Origin of the sequence: Alistipes sp. An31A (assembly GCF_002159425.1) — a bacterium.
Classification (GTDB): domain Bacteria; phylum Bacteroidota; class Bacteroidia; order Bacteroidales; family Rikenellaceae; genus Alistipes; species Alistipes excrementigallinarum.
In genome coordinates, this window is record NZ_NFIO01000015.1 from 12,945 (window position 1) to 36,995 (window position 24,051).

The window sequence follows — 24,051 nt, forward strand, 5'->3', positions numbered from 1 at the left end:
AACATGGCTGTCAAGGAGGTAACACAACTTCGTAATGAGGGCCGACTGAAAGAGGCCTTCGATCTGGCATTGACAGATCTGCGCGACGATCCGAATGAATGGAGTCGCATGGCGATGTTTTGGGTCTTGCGAGACATCGTTCAGAACAGATGCATTCCCAATCGGAATATGGAACAGGCCCGATCGTATTTGACACGAATGAAAGCGCTGCTTCCAGGTATGAAGGATGATAATGATGCCGGCCAAAATGCCTATAACCGGCTGTTGAAGTCCCTGGTTCCCGATGCCGACATGATCAAAAGGGCCTGCGAACTGTCGAAAACAGATCCTACCGCCGCCTACAATCAGATTGTCGCCAAAACAGGCCCCTCGGGCAACAACAAGGATGTCTCTTTACACGAAGATTTCGGATGGATCATCTACCGATACATCAAAGCAAATATCGGCAATCTGACCTCTCTCCAAGTACGCAGCTTGCTTCGCGACTATATGATGTTGAAAAATGAACGTCCGTCAATGCTCCATTCGGTCATGTTGAATTTTGCACTTAACTTCACCAAGGATCACCCGGATTTCAGTTTTTTCAGATTCTTTCTGCTGTGGGGAGCCGGTAATCTTCGGTCCGAAGATTGGCAGAAAGGAATTGTCAACGGCCATGAAATTCCGTCCCTGGTCGAAAGAATATGCCGTGAAATCGGGGCTTCGGAAAAGCAAATCGACATACAGGATTTTGTCAGCCAGTTTGGCGAAAGACGAACTGTCGTCATCGAATATCTGAGACAGAGCTACTTCTGGAAACTGATGGACTGGCAAAAAGAAAAAAAATGGGAGAAACTTTGGCCTGGATTTGATGATTATGCAGCAACCTATTCCGTGTTGGGACCTTCACAGTGGCACTCCGAAATTCTGAAAATCGCCTATCGGTTCATGTCGGGCAAAGAGGCTTACCGGTTTCTGTCTTTCATGATACAGTGGTACGGCAAAGGGAATCTATCTCCTGATGATTGGAAGAAAGGAAACTCCGCAGAAGAGATCGAATACCCGTCACTCGCCGTGAAATCAGCAAAGCGATGCTTTGAAATCATTAAAGAGGATCCTCAAAGAAAGAAGGATCCGGGGCTGATTCATTGGCTGAAAACGCTATACACACAAATCATTGAACAGGACTCGGCTGATGATTGGAGCATACGGAATTATGCAAGGATTTGCATCTGGGAAGGATCCGTTGAAGAGGCTATATCGACATATAAAAAATTGTTACTCCATAAGAATGGGCAATATTACCTTTGGTCAGAACTGGCCGATTGTGTCTCGGATTCAGTCCTGCAAACCGGATTGTTATTGAAAGCCAAAAGTTTGGAGAAGAATGAAGATTATCTGGGAGACATTCACCTCGTCCTGGCCAGGAATTGGCTTCAGGAGGGAGCGAAAGAGAAGGCCCGTCAGGAACTTGAGATCTATGCCAAACACCGTAAATTAAAGGGATGGGGCATCTCCAATGATTATCAAAAACTCATGGATGAGTCCCGTTCAATCGAGAATGGCAACCTGCAGGTTGATCCATTCGTATACATCCGTAATGCAGAAGACTTTGCCTACTCCGAAGCCCCAACTCAAAATTTTGTTCTAACGGAAAGATGGACAGACAATGAAGGTATGGAACATGGAAATTTCTACGACGGTTCGAAACTGATCTTCTCAATTCCAACAAAACGATTCGCCATACCGAGAAACTGCAAACCCGGTACCATTTTCCAGGTGAGGTATTACGTTCCTCAAAAGGAAGCAGCCAAAACTGAAATGTTCATTCAGAGCAAACTTCCGCAGCTCACGGCTGCAAAACCTTTGATCCTGAGGAAAACGGACCTTGCACCATGGTCGATTCTCCCAATCAAGTATGCCATTGTTGATTACATCAATGAGCAAAAGCAGATGTTGCACATTCTGACTCAAGATTCAATCCAAGCCTTTTATCCAAACGTGGATCCGATCATCAAAAAGGATACCTTTGTCAAGTTCCGGGAATTCATCAAATATCGAAAAGATCGGCAAGAGATTGGCATCGCAGAAGTTTGTACCTGTTCCCCTGAAGAGGCTCTGACAAACATGTCGAGTCAAATCGCAGTCGTAGATGATGTTAATGAAGCCAAACAACTGTTTCATATTGTTTTGGAAATGGGTAAAATCTGCGATATCGTCAAATTTGAACAAACCAGATTACGACCAGCGGTTGGCGATTTGGTCCGCATCATCTTTTTCATAAAACAAAACAAAGAAGGGAAAAAGCACATAAAGCTTCTCGACATACAACCAACTGAGGAAGAAAACTGCCATTTAAGAAAAACGATAAACGGCCGTCTAATTATCAAATATAAACATAACAACAACTTTTTCTATGATGAGGGCGACATGGATTGCGAACCTGATTTTGCCTTTATCAATAACATCTATGTGCACAGAAGCATCTTAAGGAAATACCACATCAAAAAAGATTGCAATGTCACGGCCCAACTAGTATTGAGTGGGAACAACACATGGAAAGTCTATGATCTAAAAATATAAAACCAAGAACCTGCAGCAAACAATCTAACTACTCGATTCTGCCACGATTCGATTTCTTTTCGAGATTGAGCACCTGCAGAAGCCACCGTTCGGAACGCTGTCCAATGATATATAACACCTTTTATTTGAATCCTGCTCTTCTTCGAGTCTCACCCCTCAGCCACGTACGCCAATGCGGAATGGGCTTTTTCGTGAAAAGGTGCATCGAGTTTCAGCTCTACGGCCAGATTTACAATCTGCTCGATGGCGCCGATCAAGGTCCTCGCCGACTCTCCCGGGTCGTTTACCAAGGGCTGATCAACCTTCGTTTTCGGGCTCGTGCCCCTCTTCGTCTCAAGATGTTCCATCATTTCCGTATTTTTTCTCCGGCAAAGTTCAGTAGCCAATCTGCCAGAATCCGGCACATGTGCTCTTTATTCAAAAAATGGCATGCAATGGGAAAAATTCCTTCTATGTGCAATATTTTGGCACATACTTCTGCTACCTTTGTACCAGAAAAAGACAAACACCATGGCATCCAATCTCTTCAAAAGGTACATTTGGCTGGCCGATACGATTCATCGCTATGGCCCCATCACGCTGGCCGAGATCCGTGCACGCTGGCAGCACAGCACGCTCTATGACGGTCGTCCGCTGGCACGGCGGACCTTCTGCACCCACCGCGACGCGGTCGAGGAACTGTTTGACCTTTCGATCGTCTGCGACGAACGCACCAACCGTTACTCCATTGCCAACAGCGAGGATCTCAACTCGCACAACATCACAAACTGGTTGCTCGATAGTTTTGCCGTCGGGCAGTCGCTGCGCGAGGCCCGCACGCTGCACAACCGTGTGCTGGTCGAGGAGGTTCCCTCGGCCCGGGGGCATCTGCCCGAACTGCTCGACGCCATGCGTGAGAACCGGCAGGTGGTCATTACCTATCAGCCCTTCACGGGGGACGAGGCCTTCGACCTCCGTCTTCGGCCGCTTTTCGTCAAGCTCCGCGACCGGCGCTGGTACCTCTACGCCGACAAGCCCGACAATGCGAAGATCAAGCTCTATGCGCTGGACCGCATGGTGAAGATCCGCGTGACCGACGATCGCTTTACGCCGCCCGAGGAGCTGGATCCGGCCGGCTACCTGGCCGGGGCCTTCGGCGTGGCGGTCTATGACGATATCCGTCCCTGCACGATCCGTGTCCGGGTCGCAGGCGACGGCGCCAAGTACCTCCGCACGCTGCCCCTCCACGCCTCGCAGCAGGAGGTCGAGACGCATGACGAATATGCCATCTTCGAATTTCACGTGGCACCGACGCCGGAGTTTTACCAGGCCATGTTAAACTGCCACTGCAATTTCGAGGTGCTCTCGCCGGGCCATGTACGGGAAGAGATGCGGCGCATCATCGGGGACCTCGGAGCTCTCTACGCTCACAACGTCCCAAAAGTGATCTTTCTCGATTTCGACGGCGTGATGAATACCGAGCGTTACATTGCCGAACGGCGCAGGAACGGGCTCCCGGTTTCGGACCGTTACGGTTATCTGTTCGACCCCGAGACGGTGAACAACCTGCGGCGGATCATCGATGCAACCGGCGCCGAGGTGGTCATCTCCTCGTCATGGCGTCTCGAGGGCAAGGAGCGGATGGAAGCCATGTGGCATGAGCGGGCTCTGCCGGAACAACTGATCGGCGTAACCGGTCAATCGTTGCATGCCAACTTTCCGATGTCCGCCGGAGAGACGGCCGGAGCCGCCAAGGGTGAAGAGATTCGCAGTTGGCTAAAAGAGTACGCTTCGAAGCCATACCGCTATGTAATTTTTGACGATGAAGCAGATATCCGACCGGAACAGCGACCGCATTTCATTCAAACCGATCCCCGCATCGGCATTACCCGCACGGATGCCGAACGGGCCATCCAAATTTTAAACGGTGGGAACCATGACTGACAAGAAAAAACAATACGCTCAAAAAACAGCAACTTCATTTCGGACGTTCAGCCAGCGGGCCGATACTCCGAAAACAGCAGAGGCCGTCATCTCGATTGACATTATCGACCAACAGGGCCGAAACTACACGTTGCGGAATGCCGAGGGATTGCAACTCCGGATCGACGAATCGTTAATCGTAGACAACGGATTGCATATCGATGCGCAAGCAGGGAAACTGCTTGTTCCCGAGTCACTCGTCCGCGCCTGGTTTGAACCGATCCGCAGAGAGCGGCAGCAACAGGAGGAGCAACGGCTCCAGGATCTCTTTGCCGAATCGGTGCCGCTCATCTGGCGCCAGCGTGAACGGATTCTTGCCGATCCGCAACTCTTCGGAGCCCGCACGCCGATGCGCATCCGTATGGCCTACGTCTCGATGAAGGACTCGGGACCCTATCCGTTGGGCGTGGTGGTCCGGGCGTGGACCGAATATGAGGAGCGCTACACGCGCGTATGCCCGAAATGCGGCGGACGGATGCTGGTCTACTCCTTCTCGGGGTCTCCATTAAGCGGCCGCAGCAGCCATTCGGCCACATGCACCGCATGCAGCTACCAACAACTCCACGTTGACGAAGGCTGTTTCGGACGTTTAGCTTCCCCGATCATGCGTATTGCCAGCGAGTATCGGGATCCGCCGAAAGGCGATGCTCTGTCGTTCGAAGAGACGATTAATAAAATCCACGGTTTCGACACAAAATGAAATCAAGAATTAAACAAACAAGTAGTATATTTATAGAAAATTTAACCTAAAATCTCAATGCGATGGCTCGCTCTATCAGTGAATCGTTCATGAACCGCTTCATGGACAAAAACGATCTCCAGCCCATTCTGGAATACGTTAAGGCAGACAACTCGCTGGATCTCGAAATGAGAGGCAACTACGTTTCGATCTATTATCGGGGAGGTTCCGTCCTTAGAATATTCGAGGACAAAGATCATTACGACTGTATCGACCCCCGGTATATGCCCGGAGCCCGGATTCCTCAATTCTCATTGGATAACATACATGCCTATCTTACCGAAGCAAAGCACATTGTGGATATCTACACGACCAATGTGAAAAATCATCTGGGAGAAAAGGATATCCAACAGATGATCATCAAGGAGAACAATTATTCATGCAACTCCTTCGATACGGATTATTTTATCATCGACAGCGAATACCAAAACGGAGACAAACGCTTCGACCTCGTTGCCCTAGAATGGGAATCGACTCCGGCAGCCCACAAACTGGCGAAAACGGCTATTCCCCGCCTGTTTATCATAGAGGTCAAACAGGGATACAAATCCATCCGATCGACACAAAGCATCAAAGACGACAAGACAACGGAATCTCCCGGATTGAAAATCCACCAGGACGATTTCCGCGACTTCGTCTCCGATCGAGACCGGGTCCAGAACTTCCAGAACGACATGCTCAATCTGTTCCGGCAAAAACGGATCTTGGGTTTGATTCCGGGCTTCAAACTGGGCGACAACGCCGACAAGTATAAGGATGTAACCCAGATCCAGCCCAAAGTAGAGTTTGCCTGCGTACTGGCGAATTATAAAATCCAAAGTACCCAACTTCGGCTTGAACTGCAGGAAATGGAGGATTGTCTCTTTTTCAACTCTTCCTTCATGGGATATGGATTATACAAAAGCGGTCTTATGAACAAGGCTGCATTAGAGAAAGAGCTATGCAGATAGTCATCCACCGCGGAACCCACGAAATCGGCGGCAGCTGTGTCGAGATACGTACCCGGCAGGCAAAAATCCTGCTCGATCTGGGTCTGCCGCTCGATTTCGACACCCGGCCCCAGGAGCAGCAGGAGCAAATCCGCCGCGAGGCCCTCGAATGGGCACAAGATGCCGATGCCATCTTCATCAGCCACTACCATGCCGACCACCACGGCCTGCTGCCCGATACGCACCGGGATGTGGCCATCTACGCTACGGCCGGAACAGCGGCCATGATGCATGTCACCGAGGTGATCCATGGCCGCGGCGATGCCGACTATCTGCGCCATATCAGAATCCTCTCCAAGGAGGTTGATGACCGGAAGTTCGAACCGGTAACCGTGGGCGATATCCGCATCACACCCTACACGGTCGATCACGCCGCCTACGATGCATGCGCCTTTCTGATCGAAGCCGAAGGCCGGCGAATCCTCTACAGCGGGGATATCCGCCGTCACGGGGTGAAAGGCTTTCTCTACCACACCCTGCCCCGGAAGGTCGACTGCCTGCTGCTCGAGGGGACCAATCTGGCCACCGAAAAGGAGTGTATGAGCGAAGCGGAGATTTGCGAACGTTTCAAGGAGCAGTTCCGCACCGATGCCGACAAACTGCACTACATCTGGTGCTCGGGGCAGAACATCGACCGGATCGTCCAGATCTACAAGGCGGCGCTCGTCTGTTCGCGCAAGCTGATTGTGGATACCTACGTCGCCTATGTGCTGGAAGCGGTCCACCGTTTCAAGTCGTCGATTCCATCGCCGCTCTCTCCGTTTGAGGGACACGATGTTTTCCGGTATTTCTGTTTGCCGGCCCAATTGAAACGGCTCGAAGAGGCCGGAGATCCGGAGATTGTGGAGCGTCTGAAGGCACTTTCGACGGTCGACACGAAAGACATCGGACGCAATCCGGGCAAATATGCCTGGCTCATCCGCCCTTCCATGCTGTACTACATGCAGAAGTACAGCCACACGCCATCGGTCGTAGTTACCTCGATCTGGGAGGGGTATGAAAAAGACGAGCCCGAATTCATGGATTGGATCCGGGAGCGGGGTTTTGCCAATCCGCACATCCATACCAGCGGCCATGCCGATGCAAAATCGTTGCAGGCAATCGTCCGCCATGTCAATCCCGGGCTGTTGATTCCGATCCATACCGCCGTTCCGGAACGCTTCGCCACGCTCTTCCCCGATCGGACGATTCGCTGTCCGCAGGACAATGAATCAATCGAGCTGTAGCCTCTTTTCTCCAGATTCAGCCCTGTTGTGCCGCCATTCTGCACAGCAGGGCCTTTACTTTGCCGAAAAGACAGGATATGGGAATCAGATATTACTACAAAAATGGCAAGACGGGATTTCAGACCTCGGGCGGATGCCACCTTACGAAGGCATGCTGGGAGGAGGCCTGGCTGCTGAATGATACAGACCGGGCATTGGTGCGCGACAGCAAAGGATATGCGCTGCTGCGCATCCGCAGCGGGCGACTCATTCGTTTGGATTGTGACCGTGCGGCTCCCTATGGCAGCACTCTGTTGCGCATCCGACGCAACGGGCGATACGGTCTGGTGGATTTCGAGGGCCGCACGGTCATTCCTTCACGATACGATGTGCTGACAAACCACCACGCACAATTCAATATCATTGGCCGCCGAGGCCGCTACGGATTGCTCAACCGACAGGGCGGATGGGCGCAACCTCTCCGTTATGACGTAATTCTGCCCGTCAACCAACGGGGAAACGACCGTCTGGCCTGCATCCGCCGCCACAAGGTGGTATTTCTATGAAATTTCACCACTTCAACCCATCCGAGTTTGACTGTGTGGCTACTGAATCTGGTCGTGGATGTTCCGTACAGCCTTGCGGTCCAACGTCAGCCCCCCCCGCGGTCTGTAAAGGATCCCGATGTATCTTTCTCGGGAATCCATCCAATTTTGCGGTCGGGTTCTAGGAATCGATGTCCCTGCGAACTATCATGGTGTATGATGGAATGCGAAACAACATGGACTCAATGGTTGCCCGTTGTTACCTCTGTACATCATGATTGATATCTTTTTATTGCAAAACGATCGCCATGAAGTCAATATGTACACTGACGATCCACGTCCGGTAAGCTGACCCGGCAGAACGTTTGGTACATGAACGCCCCTTCCAAGATTAGGGGCAGTATTTTCAACACATCAATTGTGCAATGCGTTTCCGGAGACTTATATCATGTGAGAGATTTACAGAATCCTCGTTTCAAAAAAGTCAAGGGATAGTCAAGAAGACAGTTAATATATCCTTGATCCTGCACGACTGTTAAGATTTTACCCATGACATCTCCCCGTTTAAGACATAGTGGCACTTCTCATAAATCGCCTATTCGTAAAGTTTTTGTATTTGGCTGATGGTTTGTTCTCGGACTTTCGATTTAAACTCATGCTATTCCCGCGCGGATACGGATTGCAATTTGCTAGTTATCACATTTCTCATCCGGCAGTTGTTCTCCGCTGCTGACATGAGTTCATTGACGTATTTACGGGTCTGTTTGATAAGCTCCTTTTTTGCTGATTCCATCCCTCTCATCTCAATATCAGGACGGCATCCGATGCATTGTGCAGCGTGGTCTCTTTGACGATAATTTTACCCTTGGTGGTGTCGAGCAGTTTGCGGAACCTTCGTTCTGTTGGCTTTTGAGGTTGACGATGAACTTCATCACATCCACATCAAAATAATTGTCACGCCTGTTGGGATGGTGGTAGGATTCCGGATTTCTTCCCATTGATACAACTCTTTTTACACCACAAGGAATTCTTGTATTCAATAATCTCTCTTTGCAAATCCGAGTGCTCGGAAAAACGAAGTGCAATAAAAAGATGCTCGGATATATAGCAGCGATGTCTGAACAATTCGACCGGATACACCGTACTCATGTAGGAACGGGTTTCATATTTACTCGAAAATTTTCCGAATGTCACGATGCCGGAGACTTGATAATGTTCAGTACGACCAAAACTAATTTGTAAGGCCGATTCAAGTTATTTTGCATTGTTCTTCTTGCTGCTATTTGTCGGAATCATCGTTCATCCCGAACATGTCCAGGATTCGATCGATTCGAAGATCGATTTCTTCATTCGATAGAGATCCCAGGCCTCGAGGATTGTTTGCCGCGGGCTTATTCTCCGACAACTCTGCCGGAAACTCATCGTCAGGGACTTCGTCAATTATTATATTATCATCGATCGGAAGTTTGGACTTATTCCACTTGGTAGTCAAGTCGTTGATTGCAGCAGGCCACACCGTGATGGGATCAAGGAATCTCCATATTGACTGGTCGAACCATGTGCCGCAACAGAAGACCCATCTTTCTTTGGGTAGCTGGAAGATAGGTATATTCTGCAGTGTACTTTTGCACTCTTGAATGATTCCGGGTAGAACCAGTCTTCCGAGCTGACGCATAAACTCCTCTTGTGCGGCCGTAACTTCCAGAGGCAGCGAATCAATTCCAATCCACCGATCCGAGATTAAACAAAGGTGCCGATTTTTAGCGAATCGGATGACGGTACAGTTACTTGACAACGTCTGTGTAAGGAAAATACGGAAAAAATCCGGCGAAAAACTGAATTCCAGATGACGTTCTGCCATTATACGGATGTACTCCTGAAAATGAAGTACCTTGAGAGATATCCATTGTTCCGTACTTGATATTTCCTTGATATCAGGGAGCAGTCGGCAAAGACAATCGAACTCTTCATCGTTCAAGTAATAGAGGTTGAGTTCGCTTTTCAGTAGCGCCATGCAATGTTCAAAGTCGGCATTCAACAACATACTCTCCTTCGGCTGGCAATATTGGGGTAAAAAACGCAATATTGTTTGCGTAATACGCTGAATATCACTAACCGTTTGCTCAATCTCTTCGCCTGTGGTGGATTGTCCAAGGCAGTTCCAGGTGCCATCGGAGTTTTCATTGCATTTGTAAATCCAGAAGATAGTACCGGATTCGTTCCTAATACTGAAATTGTCAGGAGTCTCGCCCCAAGCCTGCAACAAGGCTCCCATTGGGACGGCGTCTATTCCCGGAAGGCTCCAGGGAAGCAGCACATAAGGATAAGCGTCGTGCCCAAGTATGGTTCTACGATTTATATAAAGGAATGGGATGCTTTGTGCATAACATTTCGCTGTTTCTGGCGATTGTGAGTTCATTCGAGTTTCCATTGTTTATGGCTTTGATTAGTTTATTTCAGCCGTGGCATGTTGCGTCCGTGCTTCATCGAATTTCTGTTTCATGGTCGGGTTACCGCGCGTGAGCTTCTTGATGGTTAGGTCTTCAGCATCCTTGTTGGCCCGACGTAGATTGTTTTCCGATCCCAGCAGATTCTCCTTTACCTTTTGCAGTTTGGTGATTGTATCATCAATCTGTTTGATGGCATCGTTGAACTTTTGCGATGCCAGTTTGTAATGTCGTCCGAATTTATCCCGGAATTCATCAAGCTTGTTTTCGAAATTGGTCACATCCACCTCCCTGCTTTGCGCTTGAATCAGTAGCTTTTTGTACTCGAGGCTCTTCTTTGAGGTCTGCACCAACAACGTAATCAGCGGGATGAAGAATTGAGGCCGAATGACGTACATCTTCTCATAGCGATGCGACATATCTACGATGCCTCCGTTGTAGAGTTCGTTGTCGGGTTCGAGCAGGGATACCAGCACGGCGAACTCACACCCTTTTTTTCGTCTGTCCTCGTCCAGCTTCTTGAGGAAATCCTCGTTCTTGTGTTTGGTGGCCGTGGTGTCCATCTCGTTCTTCATCTCGAACATGATGGAGACATACTCCACGCCGTCTTCCTTGTCCCGGAAGATGAAGTCGCCCTTGGTCCCTTCTGCCACATCGTTGTCCTTTTCGAAGTAGGCATTCGGCAGAATGGGACGCAGTAACTGGTTGAACAGTGTCGAGCAGTGTGTTTCAAGAGACTCGCCAATCATCTTGGTACTCATGCGCGTCTTGAAATCCCGGTAGTAGTCAATTTGCTCCTGCTTGGCTTCCAGTTCAAGTTTATGTTGCTCCTTGAGTTTGGCCGTCTCGGCTTCGGCCTTGAACCGCACCATCTTCACGTCCGACTGGAGCTGACTGATGGTGTAATTTTTCTCCTGAAGCTCCTGCTCCGCGCGTTTCTGCTCTTCCATAACGGCCATCTTGAGCCGTGTGTCGGCCTGATTGACGGTTGACTGGAGTGCCGTAATGGTCTTCTCCTTTTCGGCCAAAGCCAAATTGCGTTCGGCATCCTTTCGGGCTTCGATGTTTTTCAGCTGTTCCTTCAATCGGTCTACCTCTAGTTGCCTTTCGCCGTTGAGTTGTACGGTCAGGGTCTCCATTTGACTTTTGAGTCGTTCAATCTCATTCTCTTTGGCAATTAACTCCTTTTCCTTGCCATTCATTTGCTCGGCAAATTCCTTCCGTGTTCGGGCTTCGGCCAGCTCCTGTTCCGTTTGGCGCTGAGCTTCCAGCTCTTCGATGCGTCGTTTAATTTCCGCGTCGAATTCGGCGTTCTTCACTTGGCTGACGATCGACGCATAATCTGCTTCGTCTACGGTAAACACGCTTCCGCAATGGGGACATTTCAGCTCTTTCATATTGTCTGTTTTTCTGATTTCGCACTTGATATGTATCTCAAAATTAGGTCTTATTTGGTTTAATTCCATATGCATCGGACAAAATTTCATAAAAAAGTTCCGATTTCGGATTTTATTTGCAAAAGTTCGTTCTGTTCGCTAATTTTAAAGTCTAAATTTCATTTTATCCGGCAAATTCCATCCATTCAGGACATGACAATTCTCTTTCATCCCTGCTACGATACGCGCTGCAGGCTCGATTCGGTACGGCGCGGTCAGGCGCTGCTCGACACGCTGACGCTCGGCCCGCTCGGACTGCTTCAGCAGCTGGAGCTCCGTCTGGGGCTGACGGCAGCCACCACCTCGAATCTGTTGCGTACGGTCGACTATGTGAAGCTGCTGCGCGACTACTTCCCGGCGCATCCCGATTCGCCTTTTGCACCTTCGTTTAAGGCTGATGAGTTTAACGTGGCCGCCGAACTGTTGCGATGGCGCGATCAGCTGCGGCTGGCCGGCTGGAAGGCCTCGATGCGCGGTATCTCCCCGCGAATCGATCTGCTGGCCAATCTTGAACCCAGCTTTGCACGCCCGGCATTGGGCGACCGCTGGCAAGCGGTGCTGGAGGAGCTCCCGAAGCATCGCCTGACGGACTGGACGCTTGAACTGCACGCCCCGAAACAGCTGCTGTTCCCGCTTTACGGACGCCTGATTGACCGGCTTGGAGCGTGCGGTGCCCGGATTCGTGAATCCGTGCAGCAGGCGACGCGTCCCGAACAGGTGCGGCGAATCCGCGTGCGGGACTTCGCGGAGGCCTTCCGGGGGATTCCGACCCTCGACCCGAAGCGGTGGACGCTGATCTGCAGCCACGGCAAGCTGCTCAACAACGTGCTGAGGCTCAATGGCTGCCCGACGACCGAATCGTCGATCCGCGAGAACGATTCGTCGGTTGTGCAACTCTTCGAGGCGGGCTTTTCGCTCTTCATCCATCCGTCGGAGGAGGTGCCCGAGGCGGTCGACATCTATCGGCTGCTGAACTACCTGCAGGCCCGTCCCAATCCGATCCCCGCGCGACTCAACCTGGCCCTGCAGCGGCTGCTGACCTCCGAGGCGGGGATTGATCCCGAGCGCTGGCAGACGACCGTCGACGAGGCCCTGACGGCCGATGAAACGGACGACGAAGCCCGCAACCGGATCCGCCGCCGGCTGGACGCGCTGCTCAACCCCTTTTTCGAGGCTGTTTCGCCGCGGGCCATTCCGCTCGACCGTCTCAAGATGTATGCCCGTTCGCTGCGGGGATGGGCCCTGCAGCGCAGCCTTCTCGGCGACGAAGCCTCCGGAGCCCTGCCGCAACTGGCCGAAATGTGCGACGTTATGCTGGCCTTGCTGGATTCTTATTCCGAAGAAACAATCGACGGGCGGCTGTTGCAGGGGTGGATCTCGTCGATTCGCATCGATGCGTCGATCCGCAACACGGAGGCGCAGGTCGGTTCGTTCGATGTGGTGGAACATCCCGCCGCACTGGTCGATCCGGTCGACTGGGCCGTCTGGGTCGACTGCGTGGAGATGCCGGATCTGCACTACGACTTCGAGTTTCTCGGCCCCGACGAGCGTAAAGGCCTCGAACGACAGGGTGTCAGGGTCTGGACCCGCACCGAAGAGATGAGGGTTGAACTGGAGCTCATCCGCCGCGGAGTGGGGCAGGTGCGTCGGGAGTTGATCCTCATTACACCTGAATCAGATCGGGGGACACGGTTGGAGGAGCACCCGATCGTTGACGATCTCCGGGGTGAGAAGCTGGAGCCCTTCCCGGTGGAGACCGACACGGTGCCGGTCGAACTTCCGCCCCTCTGCCGGAAGGTGCCGGAGTTCCGGATTACGGCCGGGAAGATTGCGCCGCGCGAGACGGAGAGTGCCACGAGCCTCGAACTGCTGATCCAGCGGCCGTTCGACTACGTCATGCAGTATGCGGCCCGGTTGTGGCCGGGCGGCGTGCGCGAACTCGACGAACTGAATCTTATCGAGGGACGTGTGGCACACCGCACGCTGGAGCTGATTGTGCGGCAGACGGCGGGCGACCGCAACGCCATGGCGGGAATCCTCGTCCGCCGGGAGGATTTCGACCGCCATTTTCTGGAGGCGGTCCGGGAGTGCGGACTGGGGCTTCTGCTGGCCCGCCACGCCATCGAACGCAAGGCGCTTCAGGAGCGGCTGCACAATGCCCTGTCGGCGCTGATGCAGATTCTGCCCCGGTACGACCTCCGGGTCGAGGGGGTGGAGCAGGAGGCCTCGGCTCCGCTGCTGGATGCCGGCAAACCCCTGCTCACGGCACGTGTAGACCTGCTGTTGCGCAACCGCACCGGCGATCCGGTGATTTTCGACCTGAAGTGGTCGCGCAGCGAGAAGCGTTACGAAGCCCTGATCCGCGAGGGCCGCGACCTGCAGCTGCGCGTTTACGACCATGCGGTGAGCTGCAGCCTCGGGCGTCCGGTCGCGGCCACGGGATACTTCCTGCTGAAACGGGGCCAGCTGCTCAGCGCCGATCTGCCCGCTCTGCAGGGTTACGTCAAACAGGTTAATGCTCCGAGGACGACAGCCGAGGCTTTGGCCCGCATTCGTGCCGGCTATGAGCGCCGCTACCAAGAGTTCCGCGAGGGCCTCATCGAGGAGGGTGAGGGACTTCCGGTCGGGCAGCTTCCCTACGCCCGGGCGAACAATCCCGAACGGCTGTGGCCCCTCCTGACGGAGAAGAATGCGGGGATCATCAAGCAGATCGACCCCTATGATAATGCCTATCGAATCTTCAAAGGTACGCTGAAATGAGAAACATTCACTATATCAGTGCCGGTGCCGGCTCGGGCAAGACCCATACGCTGACCGAGATCCTGGCCGACCATATCGCCTCGGGAGCCTGCCGTCCGGACGAGGTGCTGCTGACGACCTTTACGGAGGCCGCCGCCTCCGAGTTCCGTGAGAAGACCCGGCGCAAACTGCTCGAGAATGGCCTTGTGGATGCGGCCTTTGAGATGGCAGGGGCACGAATCGGGACCATTCATTCGGTGGCCAAATCGCTGATCGACCGCTACTGGTACCGGCTCGGTCTGGCACCCGCCATGACGGTCCTCGACGACGAGGGGCGCGCCCGGCATATCAACGAATCGCTGGCCGCACTGGCTACGGACGACGATCTGAAGGCTTTCCGGAAACTGCAGCGCTGCTTCGGCTTTACCCGGCTGGAGGGCTCGTATCCGGTTCCGAATCCCGATTTCTGGAAACAGCATCTGGAGCGGATTCTCGCGTGGATGGACAATTACGAGGTGTCGCTCGACGAGAGCCTCGACTATTGTTGCCGGCAGTTCGACGCATTTTTCCTCATGCAGGATCTTCCGGGTGATACCTCGCTGGAGGAGCAGCTGGAGCAGGTGAAGTCCTATCTTCAGGCAATCAGCGACTCCGGAGAAGCTTCCCCGACTACTCTAGGCACCCTTACGCCGCTTTTGGCCCTGTCGGTCGAGGAGGAGCCCTATGTGTTCGCGGTCAAGGCCCTGTCTGCCGTCGGTAACCTGCCCAAGAAGTTGCAGAACAAGCCTTTTGCACCCGGATATGTGCAGGTTTGCGAGACCTTGGAGAAGAGCCTGCGTCACGTCTCCCATGGCCGCCTGCTGAAGGATTACGTGAAGCGAATCTTCCGGCTGGCCGCGGACTGGCGCCGCGACTATGCCGACTACAAACGGCGCAACCGTCTGATTGACTTCAACGACATGGAGCGCTACTCCGTGCAGTTGCTCGATATCGAAGAGGTGGCACGCGACATTCACGAATCGACCCGGCTGGTGCTGGTCGATGAGTTTCAGGACTGCAGCCCGATTGAGATTCGCCTCTTCGACCGTTTGTCAGAGATTGTCAATCGGTCGGTCTGGGTCGGCGATACGAAGCAGTCAATCTACGGGTTCCGTGGAAGTAATGCCGAAATGGTCGAAGCCATCACGCAGCAGTTTCCCGAGGGCGAAACGCACCCGAACGCCGCAGGGTGTTTCCGAACCAGTCTTCCGAAAAGTTATCGTTCGCGGGAAAAGCTGGTTCGGGCGGCCAATGCCGTCTTTACGCCAATCTTCGGTCCTGCGGCAGCTCTGGAACCCCATCACGGGGAGGAGGGTGTTGAGTCCCTTCCACCGCTCGAACTCTGGCAGGTCGGAGGTGACTTTTGCGAAGCTGTGGCCGATGGGGTCGAAAACCTGATTCAGCAGGGGGCGGCTCCGGGCGATATTGCAATACTTGCCCGACGGAATGACAAGGTCGATGCGCTGGCCGACTCGCTGCGCAACCGGGGAATCCCCGTGGCAACCCCCGAAACGGCCATCGGCGACTACCTCGAGGTGCAGTTGCTCGTGGCACTAATCAACTACGCGGTACTCCACGACGACTTCTCGAAGGCGGCCATCCTTGCCCTGCTGGCCGACTGCCCGGTTGACGAGCTGCTTGAACGACGGCTGGACTATCTGGCCAATCCGGGCGATAGTCGTTGGCTGGAGGAGGATACACTCTTCCGGAAGATTGACCAGGTAATCAATCGTAACCGGCAGCAGTCAATCTCCGGTTTTGTCGAGAGCCTGATTGTGGAGCTCGACTTCGAGAATCGGATTAACCGCTGGAGCGGTCCCGAGGCGGCTCGGCGCCGGGCCCATCTTGATTCGGTCCTGGAACTGGCTGCAGCCTACGAAAAGCAGGCTGCACAGACTGATGGAGCGTCGCTGGGAGGATTTGCCCATTGTCTCGAACAGGGACAAACCACCGAGCACCCCTTCGAGAAGGATTCCCGGGCCGTCAGCGTGCTAAGCTACCACAAATCCAAGGGACTCGAATGGAAGCACGTCATTCTGACCGGTCTGGAGTGGGATTATCGCAAAAGGCTTTTTGCGCATGATTTGTTTGAAGTGCAGCTCCACCCCGCGGCCGATTCGGACAGCGGGGATGCCCGTCGGCTCATTTCGCTCTTCCCGAACCTCTTCGGGGCGTCGAGCGTTTCCAAGTGCCTCGAAGATTCGCTGCGCGAACTGCTACATTACGATACTACCAATCGTCGGGTATGTCGGGAGGAGGCCCGGCTGCTCTATGTCGGCTTCACCCGGGCCCAGAATCAACTGATTGCAGTACAGCCGTTGAAAAGCGGAAGAAATGGAGCAACTGCCCCCCAGTCGCTGGAGTGGTTGATTCAGGTGGGAGCCGCTACAACAGAGTGCATCTGGCACGCTTGGGCTGAGTCAATTCCGGTTCGACAGTTTGTCGGCACGGAGGCCTCCCGCACAGCGGAGGAGCCTCTGATGGCCGAACGGTACCTCCGTCCGGAATCACCGGCCCAAACGCCGGAGCTCCGGTATCTGCAGCCAAGTCAGCTCGCTGCCAATCCGAATCGGATGCCCGAGGTCACGCTGGTTGCCGACCGCGGAGCGCGGATTGACCTGCGGGCCGGAGCTGAGACACCGATGGCCGAGATTGGTACGACCCTTCACAACATCCTGGCGCTTTGCAGCCCCGAATCGGAGAACGTGACCGGGCGTGCCCGACAGATACTTGTCCGGCATGGCATGGAGACGGTCGTTCCCCATCCGGAGCAGATTGGGGCTGTGGCCGACTGGTTGTTCGGATGGCTTGAACGGGAGTATGGTCCGGCCTGTCGGGTCTGGCACGAGCGGCCAATCCGCATGTGGCGCGACGGGCAGGAGCTGAACGGCTCAATCGATTTGGTCTGGGAGACGGACCATGGATGCGTGGTGGTCGACTTCAAGAGTTTTCCGGGTTCCCCGGCTTCGATTACAGATTCGGCGGATGAACATTATGCAGGCCGTTATGCTCCGCAGTTGAAGGCTTATCGCGAGGTGCTGGAGGCGGCGGGATTGCGGGTCATAGACACGCTAATCTGCTACGCCGTTCAGGGATGCTTGGTACGGTTGCAAACCTGTAACAAGTCTCGGGAATAATCCTGACCGTGCATTTTGGGCGCAAAATCAGATGCGCTAAATGTTCTTTAATCCGCTGAAGTTGGTCTAAATAGCTGCGTTGGTTTACTTTTTTGAAATTTTATTTGCAAAAGTCGAAAAAAATCCCGAACATTGTATTGAAGATAGGCTCAAAGCCATATCCAAACGACAAAGACAGACAAAACCAAACGATTTCGTATCTTTTGATTTTGTCTGTTTTTTGTTTTTTAGTTATGGCACAACTGGTCTATTCCGGTATCCCGGCAACGATTCGCTCGTTCCGTTACGACGAAGTCGTCAGTTTCTGCGAGGTACGCAAGACATGGGGAGGTCTCTCGAACATGTCGAGCGAATACCCGCTATTATATAACGGTGTAATCTATCCCACGGCTGAGCATCTCTATCTGGCCGGACGCTTTTCCGCTCACCCCGAAATTGTAGCGATGATTCTCACCCACCGTAACGCCATGTATTGCAAGCGACTGTTTCACGGCCGGGCATGGGCTCCGATGATTCGTCCGGACTGGGCTGGATTGCAACTGTCGTGGATGCGATTTGTCCTCAATCTCAAGTATGAACAGCATCCCTCATTCCGGCGGCTCCTGCAGCAGACGGCCGGCAAGGTGATTCTCGAGGACTCGACAATGCTCGTCGGCACGAATCCGCTCTGCGGTCATTCGAGCTTTTTCTGGGGCGCCAAGGATTTGACGCGCCGGGAGGCCATCGGCAACGAACGCCGTCGCATTACGCGCGAGGCACGTCTTGAGGGTTGGTCGCAGGCCCGGCTGAAGTTGGCCCGTGAGGAGATCCGCGAGCGGATTGGGCAACGGGTCCGTGGTGAATTTGTCGGAGCTAACGTATTGGGATTGCTCCTTACCGAGTTGCGCGATTCGGGACACCTCGAGTGTTCGATTCCTGAGGACCTGTTGCGGTTGAACGGCGTGACAGCAGCCTGAATAGCCTGACAGAGCCATGAAACGTCTATTTTATCTTGCATTGTTAGTCTGTGTATTGTTCGGATGTCGCCCCACGGAGAAGTCTGCCAGGGTTGTCTTCTTCCGCGAAACGGCACCATTGCACAGCTACGCCACCGTGCCCTGGGCGGAACTTGTACGGGACTATTGGCGTCCGAATAGGGGTGATTGGAACAAAGAGGTCGAGAAGAGTCTCGAGGCGACTGCGTTCCCGTATGAGATTGCAGCCGCATACTGGGAACAGCTGCAAAGTGTCCGGGAGTTTGTCCATCAGCAAAGCCTGCCGCTGCGGGCAGTAGCGGCACCGGAGCTTGTCGAGCGGCTTGACCAGCTGGAGGCCGCTTTCGATACGGTCTTTCTGCGATGCATCTCCGAACCTTATTACATGCGGCTGTTGCCTGACATCTATGACGAGGTGATTCCTGAACGACTGGATGTATTGGTCGAGGCGGTCAATAGTGAATTAGAATATAAATAATTAATGTATAAATAATTAAATCTAAAAAATCATGACAAGGATTTCATTTGTATCCCAAACCGACGGCAAACTGTATGTCGATACCGAGAAGGTAGCAACGATTACGGCCAATGAGCCCTGCGAGTTTGAACTGCCCAAAGGGGCCTATCAGTTCCGTCTGGACGTAATGCAGACGGATGATGAAGTTACCATGTGGTGGCCGATAACAGCGTTTGACTTGCGACTGAACGGTTCCGGTTCGGTGGATATCCGGCTGGAGTCCTGGGACAAAGTCCATGTCACCCGCCACGCAACGGTTCGGGGGGATACCCTTTTCTCGGATGGAACGGATGAACGTGAAGATTGCATGGAAGACGCCCTGTGCCCCGAGGTCGATGCCGCTCAGCGCCAAGCCCGCCTCGAGGCGCTCGCGGCCTCGTACGACAAGGTAATCCCCTTCAACGAGGCCCTTGTGATTGTTGTCCGCGAGGGGCTCTACGGCCTTTATGATTTGAATCGGGAGCGGCTGGTGCACCCCGTCAAGTATCAGAAAATCTGGAGCGCCACACCGGAATATGCCATTATCCAGCAGAACGATCTCTGTGGTCTGTTGAGCCCCGAGGGCGAGAAACTGACGCCAATCAAATACGACTGGATTGAGGCCAATACCTCCGCCCGGCTGATTCGGGTATCGATGGGTTCTTACACCAATCCGGAAAGCTCGTTCGGTCTTGTGGACCGGTCGGGGCATGAAATATTGCTCGGCCGACATGCCGGAATCCATTCAGTCGAAAGCGATTTGTTCACCCTCGAGGATTACGATCCGTGGGCAGATAATCGGATTTCCACTTTTGGTTTTTATAACGAACGGACGGGGGAATATATCCGGCCGAAGTATAATGAGGTCGGAATACTGTGCCACAATCGCATGCGTGTCTGTCGGGACGGACTGTGGGGCTATGTCGACGACCGGGGTCACGAGGTGATTGAGCCTCGTTTCGACCGGGCCGGAGACTTTATGGAGCAAGGCTTTGCGCTGGCTGTCCAGAATGACCTGTTCGGGATAATCAATCTTCAGGGAGACTATCTGGTGCAACCCGAGTATCACTCGATTGAGGTTGTAGCGGGCCGTTGGGCTGCGGCGCGTATGCAGGATGAGAAGTATCGGTTGATTGACCTGCGGAATTACCGGGTTTTGCCGGCGGAGTATGACCAGGTCAAATATCTCAACAATCAGAAGATGCTCTTCAAACGGGGCGAACAGTGGGGCTTGCTGGACCGGGAGGCGAAGGAGATTCGCTTTGACGGAACTTACGACGATTTGATTCGTCATGGCGGCCATCTGATTCAGGCCCGACGCGGCAAGTATGTCGGGCTGCTTGACCTGCAGGGCAAAGAGGTGCTTCCAATCGTTTATGAACAGGTTGGGGAGTGTCACAACGACCTCTTCTCTGTGATTATTCCCCAAGAAAAAGAGAATTCGTCGTATTGGTTCCGATGGCGCTGTGTTGATGCTCTGGGGCATGAGAAGACTCCTCAGGGATACGACTCGGCAGAGCCGAGTCTGAATGCCGGAGTTTTCCGGGTAATCAGGGACGGTAAGATTGGACTGTGCGACCTGGAAGGTAAAGAACTTCTTGCTCCCACTTTCGATGACATTTATGATTTTTACAACGGAGTGGCCGTTGTTTGCCAAAACGGTCGTATGGGAGCAATCGACGCTTCGGGGCATGTCATCGTTCCGGTGGTTTACGATAATCTCTGGAACTTCCTCGGCGATACGGCGCTTGCCCGTCGTGACGGAAAGTGGGGCGTGGTCGACCGGACGGGTCGGGAGGTGATTCCCTGTCGATTTGCGGCGACGGAGAGCCGCTTGCACGACGGCTACGCCGAGGTCGGGATTACAGGCCTCGCTATGACTGATCCGGATGATCCGGAACTTACAGCCAACTTCGTGGGGTATGTCAATGAATCGGGTGAAGAGATTCGGTTTGGGCAAGAGTTTGCAGGCTATTACGGCGAGTACGATGGACCGAATCCCAATCTTGACGGTCGGGACATTTTCATGGACTAACCGTCTGTCATCGTAGTATTGTATTAAACTTGAAAGAACGATGAGAACAAAAAACATGCATTCCGTTGCCCAACATCGGGAAGACAATGAGTTCCTTAAACAGAATGCCGAACTCCTTTTCAAATACAGGGAATTAATCCGGGGCCACGCCTGGTTCCCGTATGTGCCCGTACCGCTGCAGATTCCCGGTATCAGGCTGGTACCTCTGGGCGCCCTGCTGGAACTGGCGGGCGACAGCAGCGAGGAATTCAGACAGCTTTGCGAAGATGCCGCCTGGTGGGAACCCATCGTTATGGACCGGATTCCAGGCAAACTGGAGGTTGTAACGGCTTCGGAAATCGACATTGGATCCCCGTCATCGCTTTTCCGGTATTCGAAGTCGCCGATGGAAGAGCGGGCTGAAGCAGAACAGGCTGTCATACGGGACCGAATCCGGGCCCTTTCGGAACTGTGCGTGCAGTATGACCACGCTGATGCGGTACCTCCGAAATCGGATTTGAGGGAAGTTGTCGCGTCCCTGAAGCGCGCCGGACGGTTGCCCTACCTGACCGATGACCAGTTGACGGAACTTCGCGGGCGACTGCGAGCCTTCGACGTATACGAAAGCCTTGACAAGATGGAGAATTCTTTGGTCAACGATTTTCTCGAAGAGGTGGTCTCCAGTTGCCGCGACGGAGCCTGTGTGACCTTGCGCCCCGAACATTTTCAGTATTTCTGGTTGCAGGTACGTCATCCGGCTCATTTTACCGCACACTATGCCAAGGACCGGAATGTATGCGTCTTTACGGAATGGGCAGGCACAATCAATTCGTATTGGACCATGCGCCGGGCTCAGGAAGAGTATTTGAAAGCCCTCTACGTTTCCCGCTTCGACGAGATTCGCAGTGCTGTAGAGGAGGTGATCAAAGATGAACCGGAACTTCAAATTGAGAATTTCAATCCCGAAACTTACACCTTCTCGCTGGTCCATCAGGCGAGTCGGGACCTCCCTGTTTTGACTCTTTGGGAGATACTTGAGGACCTCTTTGAGGAGGACTCCGAATGGGCAACTCTGACATTGAGTGACGGTGGCGGGAACGTGACCAGTGAAGAGCTTGAGCAAATGAAACTTGAACGCGAAGAGGTGCAACGGCGGCAGGCCCAAAAATTGATTCCGCTCCATGCTGCTCTTCTGCAGCGGATTATTGATGGCACGGCCTCAGACGAGGATTTGACACAATGTGTCGAGTTGTGCCGTCGTATCGAATGGGGGAAAGACGACGAAGAAGACGAATAGCACAATTGCACAGATGAATAACGAAATGGAACTTGAACGATTTGTCAAGGCTCAGCACGACACTTATGAAACAGCTTTCTCCGAGATACGGCAGGGCTGTAAACGAACCCCCTGGATATGGTACATCTTCCCACAACTGGTTGGGCTCGGGCACAGTTCCAACGCCCGTTATTACGGCATTCGGAACCGTGCCGAGGCTGAGGCCTATCTGAACCACCCGGTTTTGGGAAGTCGATTGCGCCGGATATCCGAGCGGCTGCTCACGGTTGAGGGTCGAACGGCTCGAGAAATACTGGGCAATTTGGACGCCATGAAGGTCCGTTCTTCGATGACGCTGTTCGATGCAGTGAGCCCGAACGATATTTTCGGGTTGGTGCTGGACAAATATTATGGAGGACAACGGTGTCAGTATACGCTTGAAATGCTGGATGAAAAGCCTGATATACAAGAGGCTCTCCGCTATATAGGGGCTGACTCGTCGGATTTTGTGCTTTACAACCCAATGTTCGCCCGACGGGTACATGCCCCGATTCACGGCATCGGACATATCTATCGGACGATGATTGCCTGTGCGCTGCTGGGCAAGGCACTGGAGAAACCGCGTGAGGGTTTGTTGGCTTTCTGCGGCGCCTATATTCACGACCTGGCCCGTCGTACGGACGGAGCCGAACCCGAACACGGCCCCAATGCGGCAAAGTATTTTTTCGGCCGGTTCCAACGGCTGTGGGACAAGTACGGGCTGACGCCGGAGGAGTGCGAACAGGTTCGGCAGGCTGTTTCCCAACATTCGACACGGGAATTATTGCGCCCTTCGGATGCGGGTTATGCGGTGATGGCGATTCTTAAGGATGCCGATGCGCTGGATCGTTGCCGCCTGCATAGAGGAGGGTTGAACCCCGACTGGCTCCGTTATCGGGAGAGCCGGCGGCTGATTGGCTTCATGGAGCAAATCTGCGCAAAAACCCGGTCGGTGAATCGAGGATTGCCCTTTGCGGATTTTGTTGCGATGTGTCTCTTGGACAATTAACTTGGATCGGAATAGCAATAAGTATATTGGAGCGTATCAGCATGATGATACAAAATGATTTCTTTGTTTAACCTTTTAAAACTTTATTAGTATGATGGACAGCTATTTGGTTAAGTATCGTTTTCAGAACTCCGATTGTCAGACAACGCTTACGCTGCACGGTGAGAGTGAAAGTGAGGCCCGTTGGAAACTCATTGAACGAGGAACCATTCCAGAAGAAAAAGCTGATGAGTTGATTATCTACTCTGTGGAGAAACGGTAGTCAATATAACGGTCGACAGGTCCTAACACTATGGGACCTGTCGAATTTTTTTGCCGACATCCAACCCGCTGCATCGTGTAGCTTAGGGACTGTCGTAAAAAGAATAAAACTTTATAATGAATTGATTGCCAATGTAATATAAAATTTGTATCTTAGCTAAAGATAAAAAGAATACCTCCAA

General features: G+C 53.0%; 17 protein-coding genes. 14 read left to right on the forward strand and 3 right to left on the reverse strand.

Annotated features, from left to right (window positions below):
• The first annotated feature begins 3 nt into the window (after positions 1–3).
• Complete coding sequence (locus B5F90_RS09940) at positions 4–2,562, forward strand: tetratricopeptide repeat protein (RefSeq protein WP_087362651.1); 2,559 nt, start codon at positions 4–6, stop codon at positions 2,560–2,562.
• A gap of 149 nt (positions 2,563–2,711) precedes the next feature.
• On the opposite strand, the gene B5F90_RS09945 is transcribed toward B5F90_RS09940, so the two are convergent.
• Complete coding sequence (locus B5F90_RS09945) at positions 2,712–2,912, reverse strand: hypothetical protein (RefSeq protein WP_087362652.1); 201 nt, start codon at positions 2,910–2,912, stop codon at positions 2,712–2,714.
• A 160-nt stretch (positions 2,913–3,072) separates the two neighbouring features.
• Between B5F90_RS09945 and B5F90_RS09950 the strand changes: the two genes are divergently transcribed.
• From B5F90_RS09950 to B5F90_RS09970, 5 genes are all read left to right on the forward strand, one after another.
• A complete protein-coding gene (locus tag B5F90_RS09950) occupies positions 3,073–4,485 on the forward strand; it encodes a WYL domain-containing protein (RefSeq protein WP_162607781.1) in 1,413 nt (470 codons plus the stop codon).
• Complete coding sequence (locus tag B5F90_RS09955; RefSeq protein ID WP_087362654.1) at positions 4,478–5,224, forward strand: hypothetical protein; 747 nt, start codon at positions 4,478–4,480, stop codon at positions 5,222–5,224. The genes B5F90_RS09950 and B5F90_RS09955 overlap by 8 nt, the downstream gene beginning before the upstream one ends.
• 62 nt (positions 5,225–5,286) lie before the next feature.
• A complete protein-coding gene (locus B5F90_RS09960) occupies positions 5,287–6,213 on the forward strand; it encodes a hypothetical protein (RefSeq protein ID WP_087362655.1) in 927 nt (308 codons plus the stop codon).
• Positions 6,204–7,478: an MBL fold metallo-hydrolase gene (locus tag B5F90_RS09965; RefSeq protein ID WP_087362656.1), complete on the forward strand. Its 1,275-nt coding sequence runs from the start codon at positions 6,204–6,206 to the stop codon at positions 7,476–7,478. Before B5F90_RS09960 ends, B5F90_RS09965 begins: the two co-directional genes overlap by 10 nt.
• Positions 7,479–7,555: 77 nt before the next feature.
• Complete coding sequence (locus B5F90_RS09970; protein ID WP_087362657.1) at positions 7,556–8,023, forward strand: hypothetical protein; 468 nt, start codon at positions 7,556–7,558, stop codon at positions 8,021–8,023.
• Between the two features lie 1,258 nt (positions 8,024–9,281).
• On the opposite strand, the gene B5F90_RS09975 is transcribed toward B5F90_RS09970, so the two are convergent.
• Positions 9,282–10,421, reverse strand: coding sequence for a hypothetical protein (locus tag B5F90_RS09975; RefSeq protein ID WP_143256166.1), 1,140 nt, complete (start codon positions 10,419–10,421; stop codon positions 9,282–9,284).
• A 27-nt stretch (positions 10,422–10,448) separates the two neighbouring features.
• Positions 10,449–11,846, reverse strand: coding sequence for a DUF2130 domain-containing protein (locus tag B5F90_RS09980; RefSeq protein WP_087362666.1), 1,398 nt, complete (start codon positions 11,844–11,846; stop codon positions 10,449–10,451).
• Positions 11,847–12,038: 192 nt separating this feature from the next.
• Between B5F90_RS09980 and B5F90_RS09985 the strand changes: the two genes are divergently transcribed.
• From B5F90_RS09985 to B5F90_RS11030, 8 genes are all read left to right on the forward strand, one after another.
• Positions 12,039–14,645: a PD-(D/E)XK nuclease family protein gene (locus B5F90_RS09985; protein ID WP_162607782.1), complete on the forward strand. Its 2,607-nt coding sequence runs from the start codon at positions 12,039–12,041 to the stop codon at positions 14,643–14,645.
• Positions 14,642–17,800 (forward strand): UvrD-helicase domain-containing protein, encoded by a 3,159-nt coding sequence (locus tag B5F90_RS09990; RefSeq protein ID WP_087362660.1) that lies wholly within the window; start codon positions 14,642–14,644, stop codon positions 17,798–17,800. The genes B5F90_RS09985 and B5F90_RS09990 overlap by 4 nt, the downstream gene beginning before the upstream one ends.
• Before the next feature lie 137 nt (positions 17,801–17,937).
• Positions 17,938–18,756, forward strand: coding sequence for an NADAR family protein (locus B5F90_RS09995; RefSeq protein WP_204229550.1), 819 nt, complete (start codon positions 17,938–17,940; stop codon positions 18,754–18,756).
• A 16-nt stretch (positions 18,757–18,772) separates the two neighbouring features.
• Positions 18,773–19,252 (forward strand): hypothetical protein, encoded by a 480-nt coding sequence (locus B5F90_RS10000; protein WP_143256168.1) that lies wholly within the window; start codon positions 18,773–18,775, stop codon positions 19,250–19,252.
• 31 nt (positions 19,253–19,283) lie between these two features.
• The gene (locus B5F90_RS10005) at positions 19,284–21,305 is read left to right on the forward strand and encodes a WG repeat-containing protein (protein ID WP_087362663.1); all 2,022 of its coding nucleotides are present in this window, start codon (positions 19,284–19,286) and stop codon (positions 21,303–21,305) included.
• A 55-nt stretch (positions 21,306–21,360) separates the two neighbouring features.
• On the forward strand, positions 21,361–22,581 hold the full coding sequence (locus B5F90_RS10010; RefSeq protein WP_087362664.1) for a hypothetical protein: 1,221 nt from the start codon (positions 21,361–21,363) through the stop codon (positions 22,579–22,581).
• A 13-nt stretch (positions 22,582–22,594) separates the two neighbouring features.
• The gene (locus tag B5F90_RS11025) at positions 22,595–23,608 is read left to right on the forward strand and encodes a DUF1810 family protein (RefSeq protein WP_087362665.1); all 1,014 of its coding nucleotides are present in this window, start codon (positions 22,595–22,597) and stop codon (positions 23,606–23,608) included.
• Between the two features lie 91 nt (positions 23,609–23,699).
• Positions 23,700–23,870 (forward strand): hypothetical protein, encoded by a 171-nt coding sequence (locus tag B5F90_RS11030; RefSeq protein WP_162607783.1) that lies wholly within the window; start codon positions 23,700–23,702, stop codon positions 23,868–23,870.
• The last annotated feature ends 181 nt before the right edge of the window (positions 23,871–24,051 follow it).

Excerpts from the sequence above, each read along its gene's own strand:
- B5F90_RS09945 (WP_087362652.1), bottom strand. The coding sequence starts at position 2,912 with ATGATGGAACATCTTGAGACGAAGAGGGGCACGAGCCCGAAAACGAAG.
- B5F90_RS10000 (WP_143256168.1), top strand. The coding sequence starts at position 18,773 with ATGAAACGTCTATTTTATCTTGCATTGTTAGTCTGTGTATTGTTCGGA.
- B5F90_RS09960 (WP_087362655.1), top strand. The coding sequence starts at position 5,287 with ATGGCTCGCTCTATCAGTGAATCGTTCATGAACCGCTTCATGGACAAA.
- B5F90_RS10010 (WP_087362664.1), top strand. The coding sequence starts at position 21,361 with ATGCATTCCGTTGCCCAACATCGGGAAGACAATGAGTTCCTTAAACAG.
- B5F90_RS09985 (WP_162607782.1), top strand. The coding sequence starts at position 12,039 with ATGACAATTCTCTTTCATCCCTGCTACGATACGCGCTGCAGGCTCGAT.
- B5F90_RS09980 (WP_087362666.1), bottom strand. The coding sequence starts at position 11,846 with ATGAAAGAGCTGAAATGTCCCCATTGCGGAAGCGTGTTTACCGTAGAC.
- B5F90_RS09940 (WP_087362651.1), top strand. The coding sequence starts at position 4 with ATGGCTGTCAAGGAGGTAACACAACTTCGTAATGAGGGCCGACTGAAA.
- B5F90_RS11025 (WP_087362665.1), top strand. The coding sequence starts at position 22,595 with ATGAATAACGAAATGGAACTTGAACGATTTGTCAAGGCTCAGCACGAC.
- B5F90_RS09950 (WP_162607781.1), top strand. The coding sequence starts at position 3,073 with ATGGCATCCAATCTCTTCAAAAGGTACATTTGGCTGGCCGATACGATT.
- B5F90_RS09970 (WP_087362657.1), top strand. The coding sequence starts at position 7,556 with ATGGGAATCAGATATTACTACAAAAATGGCAAGACGGGATTTCAGACC.
- B5F90_RS11030 (WP_162607783.1), top strand. The coding sequence starts at position 23,700 with ATGATGGACAGCTATTTGGTTAAGTATCGTTTTCAGAACTCCGATTGT.
- B5F90_RS09955 (WP_087362654.1), top strand. The coding sequence starts at position 4,478 with ATGACTGACAAGAAAAAACAATACGCTCAAAAAACAGCAACTTCATTT.
- B5F90_RS09975 (WP_143256166.1), bottom strand. The coding sequence starts at position 10,421 with ATGAACTCACAATCGCCAGAAACAGCGAAATGTTATGCACAAAGCATC.
- B5F90_RS09990 (WP_087362660.1), top strand. The coding sequence starts at position 14,642 with ATGAGAAACATTCACTATATCAGTGCCGGTGCCGGCTCGGGCAAGACC.
- B5F90_RS09965 (WP_087362656.1), top strand. The coding sequence starts at position 6,204 with ATGCAGATAGTCATCCACCGCGGAACCCACGAAATCGGCGGCAGCTGT.
- B5F90_RS10005 (WP_087362663.1), top strand. The coding sequence starts at position 19,284 with ATGACAAGGATTTCATTTGTATCCCAAACCGACGGCAAACTGTATGTC.